This window comes from Massilia sp. CMS3.1, from assembly GCF_051262535.1.
Classification (GTDB): Bacteria; Pseudomonadota; Gammaproteobacteria; order Burkholderiales; family Burkholderiaceae_D; genus Telluria.
Map to the genome: position 1 here is coordinate 166,962 of NZ_JBIMES010000002.1, position 18,830 is coordinate 185,791.

15 protein-coding genes and 1 pseudogene are annotated in these 18,830 nt (G+C 62.3%); 10 read left to right on the plus strand and 6 right to left on the minus strand.

Features of this window, described 5'->3' with window-relative positions:
• Positions 1-53 precede the first annotated feature (53 nt).
• The 4 genes and pseudogenes from ACHAC9_RS04385 to ACHAC9_RS04400 form a co-directional block, all read right to left on the minus strand.
• Positions 54-2,012 carry an AAA family ATPase gene (locus ACHAC9_RS04385; protein WP_435757520.1) on the minus strand — a complete coding sequence of 653 codons (1,959 nt, stop codon included), beginning with the start codon at positions 2,010-2,012 and terminating at the stop codon, positions 54-56.
• Positions 2,013-2,559: 547 nt separating this feature from the next.
• Complete coding sequence (locus ACHAC9_RS04390; RefSeq protein WP_435757522.1) at positions 2,560-3,126, minus strand: DUF1697 domain-containing protein; 567 nt, start codon at positions 3,124-3,126, stop codon at positions 2,560-2,562.
• Between the two features lie 40 nt (positions 3,127-3,166).
• A pseudogene (gene gstA / locus ACHAC9_RS04395) lies at positions 3,167-3,766 on the minus strand (glutathione transferase GstA).
• A gap of 373 nt (positions 3,767-4,139) precedes the next feature.
• Positions 4,140-4,514: a hypothetical protein gene (locus ACHAC9_RS04400; RefSeq protein WP_435757524.1), complete on the minus strand. Its 375-nt coding sequence runs from the start codon at positions 4,512-4,514 to the stop codon at positions 4,140-4,142.
• Between the two features lie 614 nt (positions 4,515-5,128).
• Here ACHAC9_RS04400 and miaB point away from each other — a divergent pair.
• From miaB to ybeY, 3 genes are read left to right on the plus strand one after another with little or no spacing between them, the layout of a single operon-like run.
• Complete coding sequence (miaB, locus tag ACHAC9_RS04405; RefSeq protein WP_435757526.1) at positions 5,129-6,490, plus strand: tRNA (N6-isopentenyl adenosine(37)-C2)-methylthiotransferase MiaB; 1,362 nt, start codon at positions 5,129-5,131, stop codon at positions 6,488-6,490.
• Entirely contained in the window at positions 6,487-7,566 is a 1,080-nt protein-coding gene (locus ACHAC9_RS04410; protein ID WP_435757528.1) for a PhoH family protein, read from the plus strand. The genes miaB and ACHAC9_RS04410 overlap by 4 nt, the downstream gene beginning before the upstream one ends.
• Positions 7,541-8,008, plus strand: a complete 468-nt coding sequence (gene ybeY, locus ACHAC9_RS04415) for an rRNA maturation RNase YbeY (RefSeq protein WP_435757530.1) — start codon at positions 7,541-7,543, stop codon at positions 8,006-8,008. Before ACHAC9_RS04410 ends, ybeY begins: the two co-directional genes overlap by 26 nt.
• A 55-nt stretch (positions 8,009-8,063) precedes the next feature.
• Here the strand turns inward: ybeY and ACHAC9_RS04420 are convergent, their stop codons facing one another.
• Both ACHAC9_RS04420 and ACHAC9_RS04425 read right to left on the minus strand, forming a co-directional pair.
• Positions 8,064-10,295 (minus strand): molybdopterin cofactor-binding domain-containing protein, encoded by a 2,232-nt coding sequence (locus tag ACHAC9_RS04420; RefSeq protein ID WP_435757532.1) that lies wholly within the window; start codon positions 10,293-10,295, stop codon positions 8,064-8,066.
• Entirely contained in the window at positions 10,292-10,768 is a 477-nt protein-coding gene (locus ACHAC9_RS04425; protein ID WP_435757534.1) for a (2Fe-2S)-binding protein, read from the minus strand. Before ACHAC9_RS04425 ends, ACHAC9_RS04420 begins: the two co-directional genes overlap by 4 nt.
• 149 nt (positions 10,769-10,917) lie before the next feature.
• Here ACHAC9_RS04425 and ACHAC9_RS04430 point away from each other — a divergent pair, with 149 nt between their 5' ends.
• From ACHAC9_RS04430 to ACHAC9_RS04460, 7 genes are all read left to right on the plus strand, one after another.
• Positions 10,918-11,805, plus strand: a complete 888-nt coding sequence (locus tag ACHAC9_RS04430) for an HlyC/CorC family transporter (RefSeq protein WP_435757536.1) — start codon at positions 10,918-10,920, stop codon at positions 11,803-11,805.
• Positions 11,805-13,370, plus strand: coding sequence for an apolipoprotein N-acyltransferase (gene lnt, locus ACHAC9_RS04435; protein WP_435757538.1), 1,566 nt, complete (start codon positions 11,805-11,807; stop codon positions 13,368-13,370). The genes ACHAC9_RS04430 and lnt overlap by 1 nt, the downstream gene beginning before the upstream one ends.
• A 102-nt stretch (positions 13,371-13,472) precedes the next feature.
• On the plus strand, positions 13,473-14,390 hold the full coding sequence (gene glyQ, locus ACHAC9_RS04440) for a glycine--tRNA ligase subunit alpha (RefSeq protein WP_435757540.1): 918 nt from the start codon (positions 13,473-13,475) through the stop codon (positions 14,388-14,390).
• Between the two features lie 27 nt (positions 14,391-14,417).
• Positions 14,418-16,505, plus strand: a complete 2,088-nt coding sequence (gene glyS, locus ACHAC9_RS04445; RefSeq protein ID WP_435757542.1) for a glycine--tRNA ligase subunit beta — start codon at positions 14,418-14,420, stop codon at positions 16,503-16,505.
• A 9-nt stretch (positions 16,506-16,514) separates the two neighbouring features.
• Entirely contained in the window at positions 16,515-17,072 is a 558-nt protein-coding gene (gene gmhB / locus ACHAC9_RS04450) for a D-glycero-beta-D-manno-heptose 1,7-bisphosphate 7-phosphatase (protein WP_435757544.1), read from the plus strand.
• A gap of 81 nt (positions 17,073-17,153) precedes the next feature.
• On the plus strand, positions 17,154-17,846 hold the full coding sequence (locus tag ACHAC9_RS04455) for a lysophospholipid acyltransferase family protein (protein WP_435758084.1): 693 nt from the start codon (positions 17,154-17,156) through the stop codon (positions 17,844-17,846).
• A 41-nt stretch (positions 17,847-17,887) separates the two neighbouring features.
• Entirely contained in the window at positions 17,888-18,817 is a 930-nt protein-coding gene (locus tag ACHAC9_RS04460) for a M48 family metallopeptidase (protein WP_435757546.1), read from the plus strand.
• Positions 18,818-18,830 lie beyond the last annotated feature (13 nt).

Consider the following 18,830-nt stretch of genomic DNA (forward strand, 5'->3'; position numbering starts at 1 on the left):
AAATGCCCGTCGCGGATGACTCCGGGACGGGCATTTTTATTCCAGGTGCACACTCAGGCGGCGACCATCTCTCCGGTTTCGGAGCACAGCTTCAGGCTCGCATGGCGCGGCGCGAAGTGCAGCAGTTCCTTGCGTTCTTCCAGCAGCGCGAAGACGGCGTCTTTCGACAGCACGTACTGCTCGAGCAGCGTGTCCTTCAGCGATTCGATCAGCGCGCGGTAGTCGCGCATCGCGCCCAAGGTGTAGCTGTAGAGTTCATCCGCCTTCTGTTCCATCTGGCGCAGCGTGTGCTCGCCGCTGGCGTCGTTCTTCAGCTGGCTGTAGTCGATCTTCGAACGCGAATACATCGACAGGCGGTTGACCATCAGGTTGAGCATCTTGGTGACTTTTTCGATGTCGTTTTGGGCACCGACCGAGATGCCGCGGGCGCCGTAGAACAGTTCTTCGGCCGCCATGCCGCCATACAGGCCGACCACGTCGCGCTCGAGTTCTTCCAGCGTGCGCAGCGACATGTCGTCACCCGATTGCAGCACATAGCCGAGCGCGCCGATCTTGGAGACCGCTTCGGTGCTGATTTTCAGCAGGTGCGACTTTTCCTTGACTTCGGCCAGGGACAAACCGGCGCGCAGGTGCGGGTCGATCTGCATGAAGAAGTGGCCCAGTTCATGCAGGGCGATGCGCTCGCGCTGCTTGTGCTTCTCAAGCGTCGTGGCGCGGTCGGTCAAGCCGATCGTGGCGCGCTCGTAGGCACGGAACAGCAGGTCGGTGTTGATGATCGTCTTTTCCTGGATCGAGAGCATCGACGCGCGTTCGACCACGGTTTCCAGCAGTGCCGGGCTCAGGTTCTGGGTGATGTCGGCGACCTGGTCCAGGTCAAGGTCCTCGTAGTCGACCAGGCCTTCTTTTTTACGCGACAGGAAGCTGCGCAGCAGTTCGCGCCGCTCGCCCTTGTTCGGCAGGCGGAAGTTGATCTTCACCGAGAAGCGGCGCAGCATCGCTTCGTCCATGTCGGTCGAGGCATCGTCGAAGTTCGAGGCGACGACCCAGATCACGCCTTGGCCCTTGTCGCTCTTCACGCCATCCAGCAGGCCCAGCAGGGTGTTGGCGGTGTCGTCTTCCCACTTCTTCTCGCTGCGGCCGCGCGGCATGAACAGGCTTTGCGCTTCATCCAGGAAGATGATGCATTTACCTTTGGTGCAGGCCTTGCGGTACAGGGCGTTCAGGGCCTTCGAGCCGCCGCCGACGTAACCCGACTCCAGCGCCGAACCGGAGGCCTGGATGAGCGGCATGTCAAGCCGCTTGGCCAGGTAACCGACCAGCTTGGTCTTGCCGGTGCCGGCAGGCCCGGTCAGCATCACATTGAACGGCTTGTCGATGTTGTGCGACTGGTATTCCTCGCGATTGCGGATCATGTCTTCCAGGTGCAGCACTTCCTGCTTGATGTCTTCCATGCCGATCAGGTCATCCATGCTGCCCTTGAGCTTGTCCGGCATGATCATGTTCGCGCTTGAACCGGTGCCCGGGATACCGAACTTCAGGCAGTAGATGATCAACAGCAGCAAGACGATCTCGAACGCGTGGCGCTGGAGGAAGTCGGCTGCATCGGCACCAACCGAACCGCCCTCGTCGAGCACGGCCTTGTGCGACGCGAGGAACTCGTCCTTGGCGATCGAATACGGAATCGCATTCTTGAGCAGCACTTCACGCTCCAGGGAGAGGTGCGAAGTGCTCGGCACCTTGACCACGTGCAGTTCGGGCGCGTTCTTGAATTTGAAGACGTAGCGCGGCGATTCCGACAGCGGCTTGGCCACCATCAGGTAGTCGAGCTTGTCCTTCTGGCCCGCCAGGCGCGTGATCTCGGAAATGTCTTGCGAATGAACGACCGGGCTCGGGTCTTGTGGCGCATCGGCCGAATAGATGGCGATGCCGGTGACGGCGCCCAGCAAGACGGCGGCGGCAATGCGCACATAAACGTTCTTGAAAGCAATCTGAAGTCGGGCAAAATTGGGCATGATCGGGACTCTACAAATGGATGGCGCGTGTGCGACAGTGCAAACAGCGGGTGCCGTTCCGGATAGTGCTATGGCAAGGGCTGCGGCCCTTGGAGGCCGTGGCAATGCCAAACATATGAGTTCGACATCATTTTGATGCTCTGAGGCAATAGGGGTAGGGAGACTATACCCGTAAAGAAAACGCAGATGTATACGCCACGCTTAAAATTTCTTGATCGAGCTCATAGGTAGAAAACCTGACAACGCAATTCGTTGCAGACTTGGCAAAAAACGCAGGTGCAAGCTTGGCGAACATGAAAAACAGTTAATACTGTTCCAATAGTTAACGCCGAAATGCTTGGTGTCTTGACATGGCGGGATGTACTCGCTGTTGCATTTCTTTCACATGGCGCAGCCGGCTGCGGCGCGCGGCGCAGGTGCAGTCCGGAACCGGCGCAGATTCGCTTTCCCGGGAAGCGCTCACGCTCCCGTCAGGCATGTCCGAATTGCCGGACGGGACAGCAGCGAAGAGTTAAGTAGCCGCCTCATTCGATCGCGCCGGGCCGTGTCAGGCGCCCGGCGGTACCAATGCGGGCTCATTGCACAACGCGTAAAGCTTGCACAGGGTGTTCCAGTTGCGCGAGGTCGTGTTGTCGCCCAACTGCTTGCCAAGCGCACCCGCTGCCGCACTGGCGAGTACTCCCTCCGGGCACCAGACGTAGGCCGCGCGCTGGCCCACAGCCAGGGCTTCACTGCCCCAGGCTTGATCGCAGAGCGGCGCGACGGCGGCGCGCATGGCGGCGTCGCCCAGGATGAATACGAGCAGCCGCGCATGGTCGGTGGCCTGCGGCAGCAGGGTGTTCTCGGCCAGTACAGTGGCCAGCTCCGCGCCGCTGAGCACCATGACGCGCGCCGCCACACCCAGTTTGAGTACCAACTGCTCTTCGATCGCGGCGGCGGCAGCGCCGGGGTCGCCCCCATCGGCTGCGAACACGAGATTACCGCTGTTGAGGACGCTGCGCACGTCGCGGTAGCCGAGGTCGCCGATGAGCTTGCGCAAGTCGGCCATGGCCACGCGCTTGGCGCGGCCGACGTTGATCCCGCGGATCAGGGCAATGTAGCGTTGACTTGTCATGTGGCCATGTTACCGCCCTGCCAAACAGGGCGGCAACCGTTTATTTGAGCAGGCCTTCGGTGCGCAGCGCCTGCTGCACGGCCGGGCGCGCGGCGATGCGGGCGCGGTATTCGCCCAGCACCGGCCAGTTCGCCAGGCTCAGTTCTACTAAATCGGCCCAGCCGAGCACTGTGAACAGGTAGGCATCGGCGACGCTGAAACGGGTTTCCAGGTAGTCGCGGTTCTCCAATTGCAAGGCAACATACTCCAGGCGCAGGGCCAGCATCTTGCGCGCATGGGCTTTCATGTCGTCGGTCGCCGCCGGGTTGAACAGGGGGCTGAAGTTCTTGTGCACTTCCGACGAGATGTAGCTCAGCCAGGCAATCACTTTATAACGTGTTCTGTCACCACAGGTGGCAGCAGTCCCGTGGCTGGCGCCAGGTCGGCCAGGTACTGGACGATGGCCGCACCTTCGGTCAGCAGGCTACCTTCATCAAACGTCAGGGCCGGCACATAGCCTTTCGGATTGATGGTGCGGAAATCACCGCCCGCCGTCCGCTTTTCACGCAAGTCGACGCGCTCGGCTGAAGTCCAGGCCTGCCTCGATCAGGACGATGTGCGGAGAGAGGGAGCAGGCCCCGGGGCTGAAATACAGTTTCATGGGTGTCTTTGATCCAGGTATAAGAGAGGCGCCAGGGGCATGCCCAAGAGACATGTCTAGCCGAACGAGGCGAGAATACAATAGTTGGGGTGCGATTGCCGGCCAAGCAGGTACTACAGGCCGCGCTCTGCGGAAGGCGGCGCTGGATACGCAGCAGAATGGAAGCGGCGACGTCCTGGCATACGGGCCGGTCGCATGGCAGGCCGACGAAGCGGCAACAGGTTCAGGAACGAGACGCGGAAACGACAACGCATCCGGCAGGTCAAGGCCAGCGGGACGCGAAAAAAAGGCAGCGCACGGCGTCGCTCAGGACGCCGGGCTGCTGCCTGGCTTTACCGAAGGCACGGCAGTGGAAGCTGCCATGCGGTCGGTATTAGTGCGCATAGTTGCCGGACGACGAGGGCGTTGCCTCGTTGTTCTGCGTTTGCTGTTGCTGCTGGGCGGCTGCGGCTGCTTTCTCTTCTGGCTTCGGACGGCCCTGGGCGTCGGACAGACGGTATTTGGTACGGCGATCGCCCATCAGGTCGCGCAGGTCACGGATGCTCATGCCGGTGACTTCGTGCATACGGATCAGGAGCGAGGCGCCGACCGGCAGACGGTGGTGACGAATCTTGCTGATGACTGGTGGAGCCACCTCGAGCATGCGCGACAGGGCCGCGTCATTCTTCAGCTGCATCTTGCCCAGCAAAATATCGAGCAGGTGGTTGGGGTTATAGCTTTCCTGCGATGACAAAGCATGGTGTGCCATGATGTTTTACCTCTTAAAGTGAAAGAAATAGTTCCGTTACGAACTTTGTTAATGACGGTGCTTATGTCAACATAAGTCCCCGGACACGCTCCTGGGCCATTAAACAGAACGAATCTGAGTCCTAGCTTAAAAACAATGCCGGCATTCATGCGTCCTGCTTAACACTCCCCGAACGCACTTGTCTTTCAAACAAATTATCAGACTCCTGCGAACCCTTCGTGTTCATCCTGAGCACATGACTCATTGTTGGAAGTCAAGCTATCGTGTGGAAAGCTTGTCACATAGTCATTTCAACACATGGAGACAATTTGTGGCGCACGCAAGAGATTTTTTTTAGTAATTTGTGTAAAAGAATTGGGGCCGAAGGTCTTGATTTACAACAGGAAAGAGATTGAGCAAACGCTGACTCTGCCTTACTCGCAGCCATTTAATTCCTGAGCGCAATTTAACAATCTGATTAGAATGACAATCGTTTCGAACCGGGCAACAATTGATTCCTGACTGCATTGACTATCGCTCCGCTGTACGCCGTTTTTGGTGATCCGCGGCGAATTACGGTAAACTGGCTTGTCGCATTGGCACAGCTCCTGCCCCCCCTTTCTTCCCAAGTCCCCATGCAGAAAAAAGTATTTATCAAGACTTTTGGATGCCAGATGAACGAGTACGACTCGGACAAGATGGCAGATGTCCTCGGCGCCTCCGACGGGCTCGTGCGTACTGACACGCCCGACGATGCCGACGTCATCCTCTTTAATACTTGTTCCGTACGGGAGAAGGCACAGGAAAAAGTATTTTCCGACCTCGGCCGCCTGCGCGCCTTGAAACGCGAGCGTCCCGACCTCATCATTGGTGTAGGCGGATGCGTCGCCTCGCAAGAAGGCGCAGCGATCGTCAAGCGCGCGCCGCATGTGGACATGGTATTCGGGCCGCAAACCCTGCACCGTTTGCCGCAGATGATCCGCGAACGCCGCCGCAGTGGCACGGCCCAGGTCGACATCAGCTTTCCGGAAATCGAGAAGTTCGACCATTTACCGCCAGCCAAGATCGACGGCCCGGTTGCCTACGTCTCGATCATGGAAGGCTGCAGCAAGTATTGCAGTTACTGCGTCGTGCCCTATACCCGGGGCGAGGAAGTGTCGCGCCGCTTCGAAGACGTGCTGACGGAAGTCGCCGGCCTGGCTGCCCAGGGCGTGAAAGAAATCACGCTGCTGGGCCAGAACGTGAACGCTTTCCGTGGCCCGATGGAGGGTGGCGAGATTGCCGACTTCGCCCTGCTGCTCGAATACATTGCCGAAATTCCGGGCATTGAGCGCCTGCGTTTCGTCACCAGCCACCCGAAGGAATTCACCCAGCGCCTGATCGACGCCTACGCCAAGATCCCACAGTTGGTGAACCACTTGTATTTGCCGGTGCAGCACGGTTCCGACAGGATCCTCGGCGCCATGAAGCGCGGCTATACGGGGGTGGAGTACAAATCGATCATCCGCCGCATTCGTGCAGTGCGGCCCGACATTGCGCTCTCGTCGGACTTCATCGTGGGCTTCCCCGGTGAAACCGAGGGCGATTTCGAGGCCATGATGAAGCTGGTGCAGGACGTCGGCTTCGATAACAGTTTCAGTTTTATTTTCAGCAAGCGCCCCGGTACGCCGGCCGCGAACCTGGAAGACGATACCCCGCACGAGGTCAAGCTGGCGCGCCTGCAACGCCTGCAAGCCCTGATCGATGCCAACACGCGCAAGTTCAGCGCGGCAATGGTCGGCTCGGTCCAGCGTGTGCTCGTCGAGGGACCGTCGAAGAAAGATCCATCCGAATTGCAAGGCCGCACCGAAAACAACCGGGTGGTCATTTTCGCACCGGGCGCCCCGGGTAATACGCTGATCGGCCAACTGGTCGATGTGCGCGTCACCGAAAGCCTGGATTATTCTCTGCGCGGCGAACTCGTCGCCAATCTCGATATGATTGCCATAGCCAGTTGAAAACACAACAATCCCAGCCGTCCTATTTCATTCCCGAACCGCTCGATAACACGCGGCTTGCCCACCTGTGCGGTCCGCTCGACGAAAACCTGCGCCAGATCGGCGCGGCGCTCGATGTCACCATCTTCCGCCGCGGCGAGAAATTCATCGTTACCGGCGCCAACGCCGAACGCGCGGTCGAACTGCTCGAGCGCTTCTATGCCGTGGCCAACAAGATCGTGCCGATCGAAGAAGTGCAGCTGGCACTGGTCGAGCAGCGCGCCGGCCTGAAGCCGACCATCCCGGGCGCCGAGCCGAAGGTCGAGGCTGCGCTTGATGAGGCCGCTGCAGATACCGACGAATCCGAACTCGTCAGCCCGATGCTCAAGACGCGCCGCAGCGACCTGCGCGGGCGCACGCCGCATCAGATCCAGTACCTGAAAGCGGTCCTCGAACACGACATCAGCTTCGGCGTCGGCCCGGCCGGTACCGGCAAGACCTATCTTGCCGTTGCCTGCGCGGTCGATGCGCTCGAACGCGATGCGGTGAAACGCATCATCCTGACCCGTCCGGCCGTCGAAGCGGGCGAGCGCCTCGGCTTCTTGCCAGGCGACATGAGCCAGAAGGTCGATCCCTACCTGCGTCCGCTGTACGACGCGCTGTACGACTTGCTCGGCTTTGACCGTACGCAAAAACTGTTCGAAAAGCAGGTGATCGAGATCGCCCCGCTGGCCTACATGCGCGGCCGCACGCTGAACCACGCCTTCGTCATTCTCGACGAAGCGCAGAACACGACCGTCGAGCAGATGAAGATGTTCCTGACACGTATCGGTTTCGGCAGCAAGGCCGTGGTGACGGGCGACGTTACCCAGGTCGACCTGCACAAGACCCAGCGCAGCGGCCTGATCGACGCGGTACATGTGCTGAAAGACGTGCGCGGCATCGCTTTTACCCAATTCTCGAGCGCCGACGTGGTGCGCCACCCGCTGGTGGGCCGCATTGTCGATGCGTATGAAAAGTCAAATGCCGTCCAGGAAATGGGCGCACTGCCAAAACCAACCCCAGTTCGCAATGCTAGAAAAAAAATATCCGCTTGACCTGGACGTCCAGTATCCGGACGCCCGCCTCGAATCGACCCTCACCCCGGAGCTGGTCGAGCGCTGGGTGCGCGCTACCCTGCTCGGGCCGGCCGAGCTGACGATCCGCTTCGTCGACAGCACCGAGGGGCAAACCCTGAACCGCGACTACCGCGGCAAGGACTATGCGACCAACGTGCTGACCTTTGCCTACAACGAAGGCGAAGAGCTGGGCGAGGACGAGCCGACCCAGGCCGACATCATCCTGTGCACGGACGTGCTGCAGCGCGAAGCGATTGAACAAAAGAAGACGGTCGAGGAACATGCGGCGCACCTGGTGGTGCACGGCGTCTTGCATGCGCAAGGGTACGACCACGAGCATGACGAGGAAGCCGAGGAGATGGAACAGTTCGAGCGCGACATCATGGAAGTGCTCGGTTATCCGGACCCGTACGCAGAATAAACGCAAGAGCAGCTTTAAAAAACCGGCGCGGGCGACAAGACCCGCGCCGGTTTTTTTACGCCCCCTTCAACTGCTCGCCGATCGGCAGCTTGCGAATCCGCTTGCCCGTCGCAGCGAACACGGCATTCGTCAGCGCCGGCGCAATGCCCGACGTGCCCGGCTCGCCGATTCCGCCCGGCTCGTCCCTGCTGGTCACGATGTGCACTTCCACTTGCGGCGCTTCATTGATGCGCATCATGCGGTAGTCGCCGAAATTGGTCTGCTGCACCCGCCCCCCGTCGATCGTGATCTCGTTCCACAACGCCGCCGTGGCCCCGAAAACGATGCCGCCTTCCATTTGCGCGACGATGGTGTCGGGATTGATCGCCTGGCCGCAATCGACCGCGCACACGACACGATGCACGCGCACGTCGCCGTCCGGGCCAACCGAGACTTCCGCGATCTGGGCCATGTAGCTGCCGAAAGCAAACTGGGTCGACACGCCGCGCCCGACCTTGCGTCCGGCAATCGGCGCCAGCGGCTTACCCCAGCCCGCCTTCTGGGCCGCCAGGTTCAGCACGCCCAGCGTGCGCGGCGACTTGGTTAACAAGGCGCGCCGGAAGGCCACCGGATCCTGCTTCGCGGCCTGTGCCAGCTCGTCGATAAAACTTTCGACCACAAACACGTTGTGGGTCGGGCCCACACCGCGCCAGAAGGCGGTCGGCACGCCCGCCGGTTCATGGCGCACGTACTCGACCCGCATGTCGGAAATCGTGTACTGCAGCTCGGCCGCGCCCTCGACCGCATCCGGATCGACGCCATTCTTCACGGCAGGCGGCGCGAAGCGCGCCATGATGGACGAGCCCGTCACGCGGTGGAACCAGGCGGCCACGCGGCCCTTGTCGTCCAGGCGCGCCGCCAGGCGGTCCACGTAGTACGGGCGGAACATGTCGTGCTGAATATCTTCTTCGCGGGTCCAGATGAATTTCACTGGTCCCTTGGTGAGCTTCGCAAACGCCACCGCCTGGATCACGTAGTCCACTTCCAGACGGCGTCCGAAACCGCCGCCAAGATAATAGTTGTGGACCTTGACTTTCTCGACCGGAATGCCGGCGACCTTGGCGGCGGCGCCCTGGGCCAGTGCCGGCACCTGGGTGCCGACCCAGAGGTCGCAGCCATCGGCGCGCAAGTCGACCGTGCAATTCATCGGTTCCATGGTTGCGTGGGCAAGGAAAGGCATTTCATACACTGCCTCGAGCTTGCGTCCACCTTCCTGGGCCAGCGCCTTGATGGCGTCGCCCGTGTTCTTGGCGACCGCCCCGCTGCCTTCCGACACCTTCATCATGTCGCCGACGATGCCGGCCAGCGACACTTTGCCGTTGGCGCCATCGTCCCAGCGCGGCGCGGCCGCAAGCAGGCCCTGCTTGGCTGCCCAGAAATGGTCCGCCACCACGGCTACCGCGCCCTCCAGGCGCAGCACCTGGCGCACGCCTGTCACCGCCATCGCCTTCGCTTCATCGACGCCGACGAGCTTGCCGCCCGTTACCGGCGAGGCGGCCACCGCGGCAATGCCCATGTTCGGCAAGCGCGCATCGATGCCGAACAGGGCTTCGCCATTCGTCTTGGCCGGCGAATCCATGCGCTTCATCGATGTACCGATCAGGACAAAATTCTCCGGCGCCTTCAGCTTGACGTTCTTCGGCAATTCCATCTTCGAGGCCGCGTCGACCAGCTCGCCGAAGTGGGCCGAGCGGCCCGACGCCTGGTGGCGCACCGAACCGGCCACCACTTGCAGCTCGTTCGTCTCGACGTTCCAGTTTTTCGCCGCGGCCGCAACCAGCACGCTGCGCACCATGGCGCCCGCTTCGCGCAGCGGCTTCCAGGCGCCGCGCACCGAGGTCGAGCCGCCCGTCACCTGGCCGCCGAGCATCGGGTCGGCATACAGCTCATTGTTGGCCGGCGCCTGTTCCAGCTTTACTTTCGATAAGTCGGCCCCGAGTTCCTCGGCCAGCAGCATCGGCATCGAGGTAAACGTGCCCTGCCCCATCTCGACCTTGTGGATGATCAGGGTGACGATGCCGGCGCGGTCGATGCGAATGAATGCGTCGCGCGCCAGGCCCGCCGGGGTATCGGAGTGCTCGGTGCTGGCCTGGCCCACGGCTTTTTCCGACGGCACGTCCTTGCGGTCGCCGTCCTTGTTGCAGCCGAACAGCGAGAAACCGAACAGCAGGCCGCCGCCCGCGCTCGCCCCGATTTGCATGAAACGGCGGCGTGCATTCGGCACTTGCGTGGTTTTGTCCTGGCTCATGCGCGGTCCTGAATTGGCAACGGCGTGCTGGCGGCGATCTTGATCGCCTGGCGGATGCGCCCGTAGGTGCCGCAGCGGCAGATATTGCCGGACATCGCATTATCGATGTCGGCGTCGCTTGGTTTCGGCGTAGCGTGCAGCAAGGCCGTGGCCGACATGATCTGGCCCGACTGGCAATAGCCACACTGCACCACGTCGATCTGGCGCCACGCGTCTTGCACCTTGGCGCCGACCGGATCCTGGGCAATTGCCTCGATCGTGACGATTTTCTTGCCGGCCGCCGCCGCGACGGGCGTCACGCAGGAGCGGATCGGCTGGCCGTCGAGGTGGACGGTGCAGGCGCCGCACAGGGCTTGGCCGCAGCCGAATTTGGTGCCGGTCAGGCCGGCGACGTCGCGCAGCACCCATAACAGGGGCATGTCATCGGGCACGTCGAGGTTGCTGGTGGTGCCGTTGATGGTGAGGGCGGGCATGCTGTTTCCTTTTGCTTTTTGGCCAATTGAAACATGATAAAGCAAGCAGGTCAGCCCCGCTGAAGACCTTGCTGAACACTCTCCCGCGCTCAGGTGGGGCCGCTTTTGGTGTATGCTACCTTCATCGTAACAACGGCTTCACGCCAACTATGCCCGAGTATCCCAGTGACGTCCGATCGGACGCCAAACCCCACCGGTCGCTCTTCGAACGACTGACCGCACTCATCTCCCCTGAGCCCGAAAACCGCACCGAGCTGCTTGAAGTGCTGCACGAAGCACACGAGCGCAACCTGATCGACGCCGACGCCCTGTCGATGATCGAGGGTGTGTTCCAGGTCTCCGACCTGTCGGCGCGCGACATCATGGTGCCCCGTTCCCAAATGGACGTGGTCGACATCACCGATCCAATCGAGGAATGGCTGCCGATCGTGTTGCAAACGGCCCACTCGCGCTTTCCTGCCATTGAAGGCGAGCGCGACAAGGTAGTCGGCATCTTGCTGGCCAAGGATTTGCTGCGCTATTACGCTGAAGAATCGTTCGACGTGCGCGCCATGCTGCGCCCGGCGATCTTCATTCCGGAATCGAAACGCCTGAATGTGCTGCTGCGTGATTTCCGCGCGAACCATAACCACATGGCGATCGTCGTCGACGAGTACAGCGGCGTGGCCGGCCTGATCACGATCGAAGACGTGCTCGAGCAGATCGTCGGCGACATCGAAGACGAATACGATTTCGACGAGGAAGAGGACAATGTCCTGTCGGTCAAGGAAGGCCAGCAAGGCCCGCGCTGGCGCGTCAAAGCGCTGACCGAGATCGACCAGTTCAACGAAGAAATCGGCGTCGACCTGCCGGAAGACGAAGCCGATACCATCGGCGGTTTTGTCGCCGGCCACCTGGGCCGCATGCCGCACAAGGGCGAGGAATTTACCCTGCGTAATTTGCGCTTCGAAGTGCTGCGCGCCGATGCGCGCCAGATCCACGTATTGCTGGTCGAAAAGCTGCCGCCCTCGCAGCACGCCCGCGACGACGACGACTGATGCTGCGCCGCCGTCCCGCCAGCGCGCCCGTGCCCGCCGTGCGGGGCGTCCGTCCTTCCCTGCGTGAGCTCGTCCTGGCCGCCGCGGCCGGCGGCGCCTCCGTGTTCTCGTTCGAGCCTTTCGGCTGGTGGCCGCTGCAGTTCGTGCTGCTCGGTTGGCTGTTCTACCAGGTCGGGCTCGGCACCTCCGTGAAACGCGCCACCCTGCTCGGCTGGGCCTTCGGCTTCGGCTGGTCGGTCGGCGCCATGCACTGGCTGTATATTTTGATGACCCGCTTCGCCCACTTGCCGGCGATTCTGGGCGCCATCGGCATCGTCCTGCTTGGGTTGTACATGGGCCTGTTCGGCGCGTTCGCGACCGGCGTCGCCGCCTGGCTGCGCCGCCGCTGGTCGCTCCCCCTGTCCGCCTTCGTGCTGCTGGTGCTCCCGGTTACCTGGGGCGTCTCGGAATGGATGCGCGGCTGGGTGTTTACGGGTTTCCCCTGGTCGGTGTCGGGCTATGCGCACGACACGGCGCCATTGGCGGGCTTCGCACCGCTGCTCGGCGTGTATGGCATCGGCGTGCTGGTGGCGCTGTGCGGCGGCTGCCTCGTGCTGCTGACCCAGCGCGCCCGGCCATGGGCCATCGGCCTATTTGGTGCGGTGCTGATGTCCGGATTTGCCTTGCGCCATATCGAGTGGACCCACCCGGTAGGGCAGCCGATTACCGTGCGCCTGTTGCAAGGAAATATCCCGCAAGATCGCAAATTCGATTACGCCTTCCTGTCGAGCATCCTGCAGCGTTACCAGGCGATGATCACCGCGGCGCCTGCCGACCTGATCGCCACGCCGGAAACCGCGATTCCGAGCTTCCCGCAAGAGTTGCCGCCGGATTACCTGGAGAGCCTGCAGCGATTCGCCAGCGCCAGCGGCAGCACACTGGCGGTCGGCATTCCCCTGCTCGACGGTCCGCGCCAATACGCCAACAGCGTAGTCGCCCTATCTCCGCAGCCGACGCCCTACCGCTACGACAAGGCGCACCTGGTGCCCTTCGGCGAATTCATCCCGCCGGGCTTTCGCTGGTTCACCGACATGCTGAACATTCCCCTGAACGACGCCACGCGTGGAAAAACCATGCAGGCGCCGTTCCCGGTAAAGGATCAGCTGGTGCTGCCGAACATCTGCTACGAGGACGTGTTCGGTGAAGAGATCGCTTACCAGCTGCGCAATGCGCCGCGACCGGCGACGCTGCTGCTGAATATGTCGAACCTGTCCTGGTACGGCCAGTCGTACGCAATTCCGCAGCACTTGCAGATTTCGCGCATGCGCACGCTGGAAACCGGCCGCCCGATGCTGCGCTCGACCAACGACGGCGCCACCGCCGTAATCGACCACCGCGGCCGGGTCCAGCAGGTGCTGCCCTTCTATACGGAAGGCGTTTTGACGGCGACCGTGCGCGGCACGGGCGGCATGACACCCTTTATCCGCTTCGGTAACCATGCGTTCCTGCTGCTGGGTGCGTTGGCGTTGTTGGGCGCCTGGTTTTCTGGGCGCCATTACCGTAAGAAAAAGGCCGATGTCGAATAGTTGAGGTGAACTTGGCCCCAGAGGCCGGGCAAAACCCGCTAGAATTGGCCATTTGGCAAACCTACCGTGTCTGCGCCTTCTTGCGCGCGGCGCTACTCCACGATGCTCACATTCCAACAAATCATCCTGACCTTGCAATCCTACTGGGACAAGCAAGGTTGCGCCCTGCTCCAGCCGTACGACATGGAAGTGGGCGCCGGCACCTTCCACACTGGCACCTTCTTGCGCGCGATCGGCCCGGAGCCATGGCGCGCGGCCTACGTGCAGCCTTCGCGCCGTCCGAAGGATGGCCGCTACGGGGAAAACCCGAACCGCCTGCAGCACTATTATCAGTATCAGGTCGTGCTCAAGCCGGCACCGGAAAACATCCTCGATTTGTACCTCGGTTCGCTCGAGGCGCTGGGCCTGGACTTGCAGAAGAACGACGTGCGCTTCGTGGAAGACGACTGGGAAAGCCCGACGCTGGGCGCCTGGGGACTGGGCTGGGAAGTCTGGCTCAATGGCATGGAGGTGACGCAGTTCACCTATTTCCAGCAAGTCGGCGGCCTCGACTGCAAGCCGGTGCTGGGCGAGATCACCTACGGCATCGAGCGCCTGGCGATGTACCTGCAGGGCGTGGAAAACGTCTACGACCTGGTCTGGACCGAGTGGGAAGAAAACGGGGTGCGCAAGTCCCTGTCGTATGGCGACGTATTCCACCAGAACGAAGTCGAGCAGTCGACCTATAACTTCGAGCACGCGAACACCGATCTGCTGTTCCAGGCGTTCGCGAACCACGAGTCCGAGGCCAAGCGCCTGATCGAGCTGGAGCTGACCCTGCCGGCCTACGAGCAGATCATGAAGGCGTCGCACAGCTTCAACATGCTCGACGCCCGGGGCGCCATTTCGGTGACCGAGCGCGCCGCCTATATCGGCCGCGTGCGTACGCTGTCACGTTTGGTGGCCCAGGCCTATTACGACTCGCGCGAAAAGCTCGGCTTCCCGATGCTGGGCGCCAGCGTCACCCAAGCCGCCGCCTGAGCCCAGCAACAGACAAGAACAGAACCCATGAATCAAACACTACTCGTCGAACTGCAGACCGAAGAATTGCCGCCGAAGGCGCTCGTCAAACTGGGAGCGGCTTTCGCGGCCGGTATCGCCAACGGCTTGAAAGCACGCGACTTCCTCGATGCCGACAGCGTCGTCACCCCATATGCCACGCCGCGCCGCCTGGCCGTCTCGATCACCAGGGTGCGCGCGACCTCGCCCGACAAGCGCATCCGCGAAAAGGTGCTGCCAGTGTCTGTCGCCCTCGACAAGGACGGCAACCCGAGCGCGCCGCTCGCCAAGAAGCTGGCCTCTCTCGGTTTTCCTGACTTGACGATCGCCGACCTCGAACGGGCCCAGGACGGCAAGGCCGAGAGCTTCTTCTACACCTATACCGCAGCGGGCAGCGCGCTGGCCGGCGGCTTGCAGGACGTCTTGAGCGAGACGGTCGCCAAGCTGCCGATCCCCAAGCTGATGAGCTACCAGCGCCCCGACGGCGCCACCGTGCAGTTCGTGCGGCCGGTGCACATGCTGCTCGCGCTGTTCGGCGAACAGGTGCTGCCATTGTCCCTGCTGGGCCTGGACGCCGGCCGCCAGACCATGGGCCACCGCTTCCTCTCGCACGGCCGGTCGATCGCGGTCAAGCATGCGGACAACTACGCGGCCATTCTCGAGAACGAGGGCAAGGTGATTGCCGGAGCGCAGGCGCGCAAGGAAAGCATCCGCGCGCAGCTGCTCGAGAAAGCCGGCGCCGACCAGGTCCTGATGCCGGAATCCCTGCTGGACGAAGTCGCGGCGCTGGTCGAATGGCCGGTCGTGTATGAATGCCACTTCGAGGAAGTGTTTCTCTCCGTGCCGCAGGAATGCCTGATCCTCACCATGCAGACGAACCAGAAGTATTTCGCGCTGACGGATAGTAGAGGCAAGCTGCGTTCGCGCTTCCTGATCGTCTCGAATATTGCGACCGACGATCCGCAGCACATCGTCGGCGGCAACGAGCGCGTCGTGCGCCCGCGCCTGTCGGACGCCAAGTTCTTCTTCGAGCAGGACAAGAAGAAGACACTGGAATCGCGCCTGCCGCAGCTGGCCAACGTCGTCTACCACAACAAGCTGGGCACCCAGCTTGACCGAACCGAGCGCGTCACGCAACTGGCCAGTGCCATCGCTGCACGCCTAGGCTACGACGTCGCCCTGGCCGAACGCGGCGCGCGCCTGGCAAAGACCGACCTGCTGACCGACATGGTCGGCGAATTCCCCGAGCTGCAAGGCATCATGGGCACGTATTACGCGCGCCACGATGGCGAGCCGGATGAAGTCGCCCTGGCCGCGTCCGAGCATTATCAACCACGCTTTGCCGGCGACATGCTGCCGTCGACGAACACGGGTCTGGTCGTGGCCCTGGCCGACAAGCTCGAAACCCTGGTCGGGATCTGGGCCATCGGCCTGCAGCCGACGGGTGAAAAGGATCCGTTCGCATTGCGCCGCCACGCCCTGGGCGTGATGCGCATGCTGGTCGAAAAGCGCCTGGCGCTTGGCATCGCCGACTTGCTGGCCGACGCTGCCGGCGTGTTCGCGGGCCAAGCCGCCTTCAAGGACCCGCGCATCGAGGTCGGTGCCTTCATGCTCGACCGCCTGCGCGGCATGCTGCGCGAGCGCGGCTTCACGCCGAACGAAGTGGAAGCGGTGCTGGCCCAGAATCCGGACCGCGTCGATGACGTCGTGCAGCGACTGGAAGCGGTGCAGGCGTTTGCCGCCTTGCCGGAGTCCGCCTCGCTGGCCGCGGCCAACAAGCGCATCACCAACATCCTGAAGAAGACCGACGTCGCGATTGGCACGGTCTCGCAAGACTTGCTGCAGGAAGAGGCCGAGCGCACGCTGGCAGCGGCCATCGAGCGCGTGCGTCCGCAGGTCGATGCGGCGTTTGCCGGCGGCGACTTCGCCGGCACCCTCAAAACGCTGGCCCAGTTGCGCGACGACGTCGACGCCTTCTTCAACGATGTGATGGTGATGGCCGAGGATCAGGCGCTGCGCAACAACCGGCTGGCCTTGCTGTCGTCCTTGCACGGCATGATGAACCGTGTCGCCGACATCTCGAAGCTGGCCGCGTAAGGGTTCATCATGAAGCTGATCATCCTCGACCGCGACGGGGTCATCAACCATGACTCGCCGGACTTCATCAAGAGCCCGGCCGAGTGGATCCCGATCCCCGGCTCGCTCGAGGCAATCGCCCGCCTGAACCAGGCCGGCTACCGCGTCATCATCGCCTCGAACCAGTCGGGCATCGCGCGCGAACTGTTCGACATGCCGACCCTGAACGCGATCCATCAGAAGATGCACAACGCCGCTCAGCAAGTCGGCGCCGACATCGACGCGGTGTTCTTCTGCCCCCATGCGGCGGCCGACAACTGCGACTGCAGGAAGCCGAAGAACGGCATGTTCGAAGAGATCAGCAAGCGCTTCAAGGTCAGCCTGAAGGGCGTGCCGACGGTCGGCGATTCGCTGCGCGATTTGCAGGCCGGCTTCATCAGCGGCTGCCTGCCCCACCTGGTCCTGACCGGCAAGGGCGAGAAAACCAACCAGACCGGAGGTCTTCCGCCCGGCACCCAGGTCTACCCCGACCTGGCCGCGATGGTCACGGCGCTGCTGAAAGCGGCGCCGCGCATTCAGGCAAATTAGCCAGCCCAACTAAAAATTAAAAGAGAGTCCTTCTTGCGTAACGTCGTTCCCTTCCTGCGTTCCCTCCTGTTTACCGTCGTGATGGTGCTCGCCACCGTGGTCTGGGCCTGCGTCTGCTTCCTGGTCGCTCCGCTCCCCTATAACAAGCGCTTCTGGGTGACTTCGCGCTGGAACGTTTTCATCATCTGGTGCCTGAAAGTCATTTGCGGCATCCGCTACCAGTTCAAGGGCTACGAGAACCTGCCGGATGCGCCGGCGATCGTGCTATCAAAGCACCAGTCGGCCTGGGAGACGATCTTCCTGCTGCCAAGCCTCACGCGCCCGCTGGTCTTCGTCTTCAAGAAGGAAATCCTGTATATCCCCTTCTTCGGCTGGGCGATGGCGCTGCTGCGCATGATTCCGATCGACCGCAAGGAAGGCAAGAACGCCTTTGCCCACGTGGTCCGCCACGGCAAGCGGCGCCTGGCCGATGGCCAGTGGATCATCATGTTCCCGGAGGGGACACGCATCCCTGTTGGGAAAAAGGGAAAGTACAAGAGCGGCGGTGCGCGGCTGGCTGTAGAAACCCATGCCGTTGTCGTGCCGATCGCGCATAATTCAGGTGAGTGCTGGCCGAAGAATTCGTTCATCAAGCGGCCAGGACTCGTGACGGTCTCGATCGGCAAACCGATCTCGCCGGCACACCACACTCCCGAGAGCCTGATGCAAGAGGTCGAAAATTGGATAGAATCAGAAATGCGCGTCATTTCGCCCCACGTCTACACCGATGGCTGAACGAAGTTGGCGCCCCGATCAAAGCATCTCCGCCGCATGACGTGAGTTCCCCCAAGGTCGCCGGGCCCCAGCTCGATTTGTTCGCACAAGCCGCAAGCGCACCGGACCCGTTCCAGCGGGTCCTGGAGGCGCCCCTGGCGCCGGCCCCAAGGCCGGTGCCGCCGCAGCCGCTGTTCAAGGCGCCTCCGAGCCCTCCCCGCATCACCTTGCCCTCCCCGCCACGCACACCCGACGCTGCGCCACTGCGCCGCATCGTGCTGGGCCACTACGCGGTCGACTACGAACTGAAACGTTCCTCGCGTCGCTCGATCGGCTTCATGATCGACGACGACGGCCTGCACGTGACAGCGCCGCGGCGCGCCATCCTGCCCGACATCGACAACGCGATCCGCGCCAAGCAGCGCTGGATACTGACCAAGCTGCATGAACGAGGCGAGCGGCGAGCGAAGCGCGCCGAACGTGCGCCACTGGTTTGGGAAGACGGCGTGCGCCTGCCCTACCTTGGCGGCGAGATCACGCTGCGCCTGCAGTCGGCACCGCGCAGCCATTGCGTGTTCGATCCCGAGACGCGCGAACTGAATGTGGGCGTGACGCCGGGGCTGTCGGAGTGGCAGCTCAAGGAGCGCGTCAAGCTGTGGTTCCAGGCCGAAGCGAAGCGCCTGTTTACGGAGCGCCTCGACTTCTATGCGCCGCAGCTCGGTGTGCGCTACAGCGCCCTGACGCTGTCCTCGGCCGGCACGCGCTGGGGTTCATGCACGATCGGTGGCAGCATCCGCCTGAACTGGCGCCTGGTCCACTACGCGCTGCCGCTGCTCGATTACGTCGTCGTGCACGAATTGGCGCACCTGCGCGAAATGAACCACAGCCCGCGCTTCTGGGCTGTCGTTGGTGAGGTGTATGCGGATTACGATGGGGCGCGGCTCGATTTGCGACGCAGGTCGCATGAGATGCCGGTGTTGTTTACGGATTGATCGTTACGCCCAA

Excerpts from the sequence above, each read along its gene's own strand:
- ACHAC9_RS04385 (WP_435757520.1), bottom strand. The coding sequence starts at position 2,012 with ATGCCCAATTTTGCCCGACTTCAGATTGCTTTCAAGAACGTTTATGTG.
- ACHAC9_RS04390 (WP_435757522.1), bottom strand. The coding sequence starts at position 3,126 with ATGACAAGTCAACGCTACATTGCCCTGATCCGCGGGATCAACGTCGGC.
- glyS (WP_435757542.1), top strand. The coding sequence starts at position 14,418 with ATGAATCAAACACTACTCGTCGAACTGCAGACCGAAGAATTGCCGCCG.
- ACHAC9_RS04420 (WP_435757532.1), bottom strand. The coding sequence starts at position 10,295 with ATGAGCCAGGACAAAACCACGCAAGTGCCGAATGCACGCCGCCGTTTC.
- ybeY (WP_435757530.1), top strand. The coding sequence starts at position 7,541 with ATGCTAGAAAAAAAATATCCGCTTGACCTGGACGTCCAGTATCCGGAC.
- ACHAC9_RS04455 (WP_435758084.1), top strand. The coding sequence starts at position 17,154 with ATGGTGCTCGCCACCGTGGTCTGGGCCTGCGTCTGCTTCCTGGTCGCT.
- glyQ (WP_435757540.1), top strand. The coding sequence starts at position 13,473 with ATGCTCACATTCCAACAAATCATCCTGACCTTGCAATCCTACTGGGAC.
- miaB (WP_435757526.1), top strand. The coding sequence starts at position 5,129 with ATGCAGAAAAAAGTATTTATCAAGACTTTTGGATGCCAGATGAACGAG.
- ACHAC9_RS04430 (WP_435757536.1), top strand. The coding sequence starts at position 10,918 with ATGCCCGAGTATCCCAGTGACGTCCGATCGGACGCCAAACCCCACCGG.
- ACHAC9_RS04425 (WP_435757534.1), bottom strand. The coding sequence starts at position 10,768 with ATGCCCGCCCTCACCATCAACGGCACCACCAGCAACCTCGACGTGCCC.
- ACHAC9_RS04400 (WP_435757524.1), bottom strand. The coding sequence starts at position 4,514 with ATGGCACACCATGCTTTGTCATCGCAGGAAAGCTATAACCCCAACCAC.
- lnt (WP_435757538.1), top strand. The coding sequence starts at position 11,805 with ATGCTGCGCCGCCGTCCCGCCAGCGCGCCCGTGCCCGCCGTGCGGGGC.
- gmhB (WP_435757544.1), top strand. The coding sequence starts at position 16,515 with ATGAAGCTGATCATCCTCGACCGCGACGGGGTCATCAACCATGACTCG.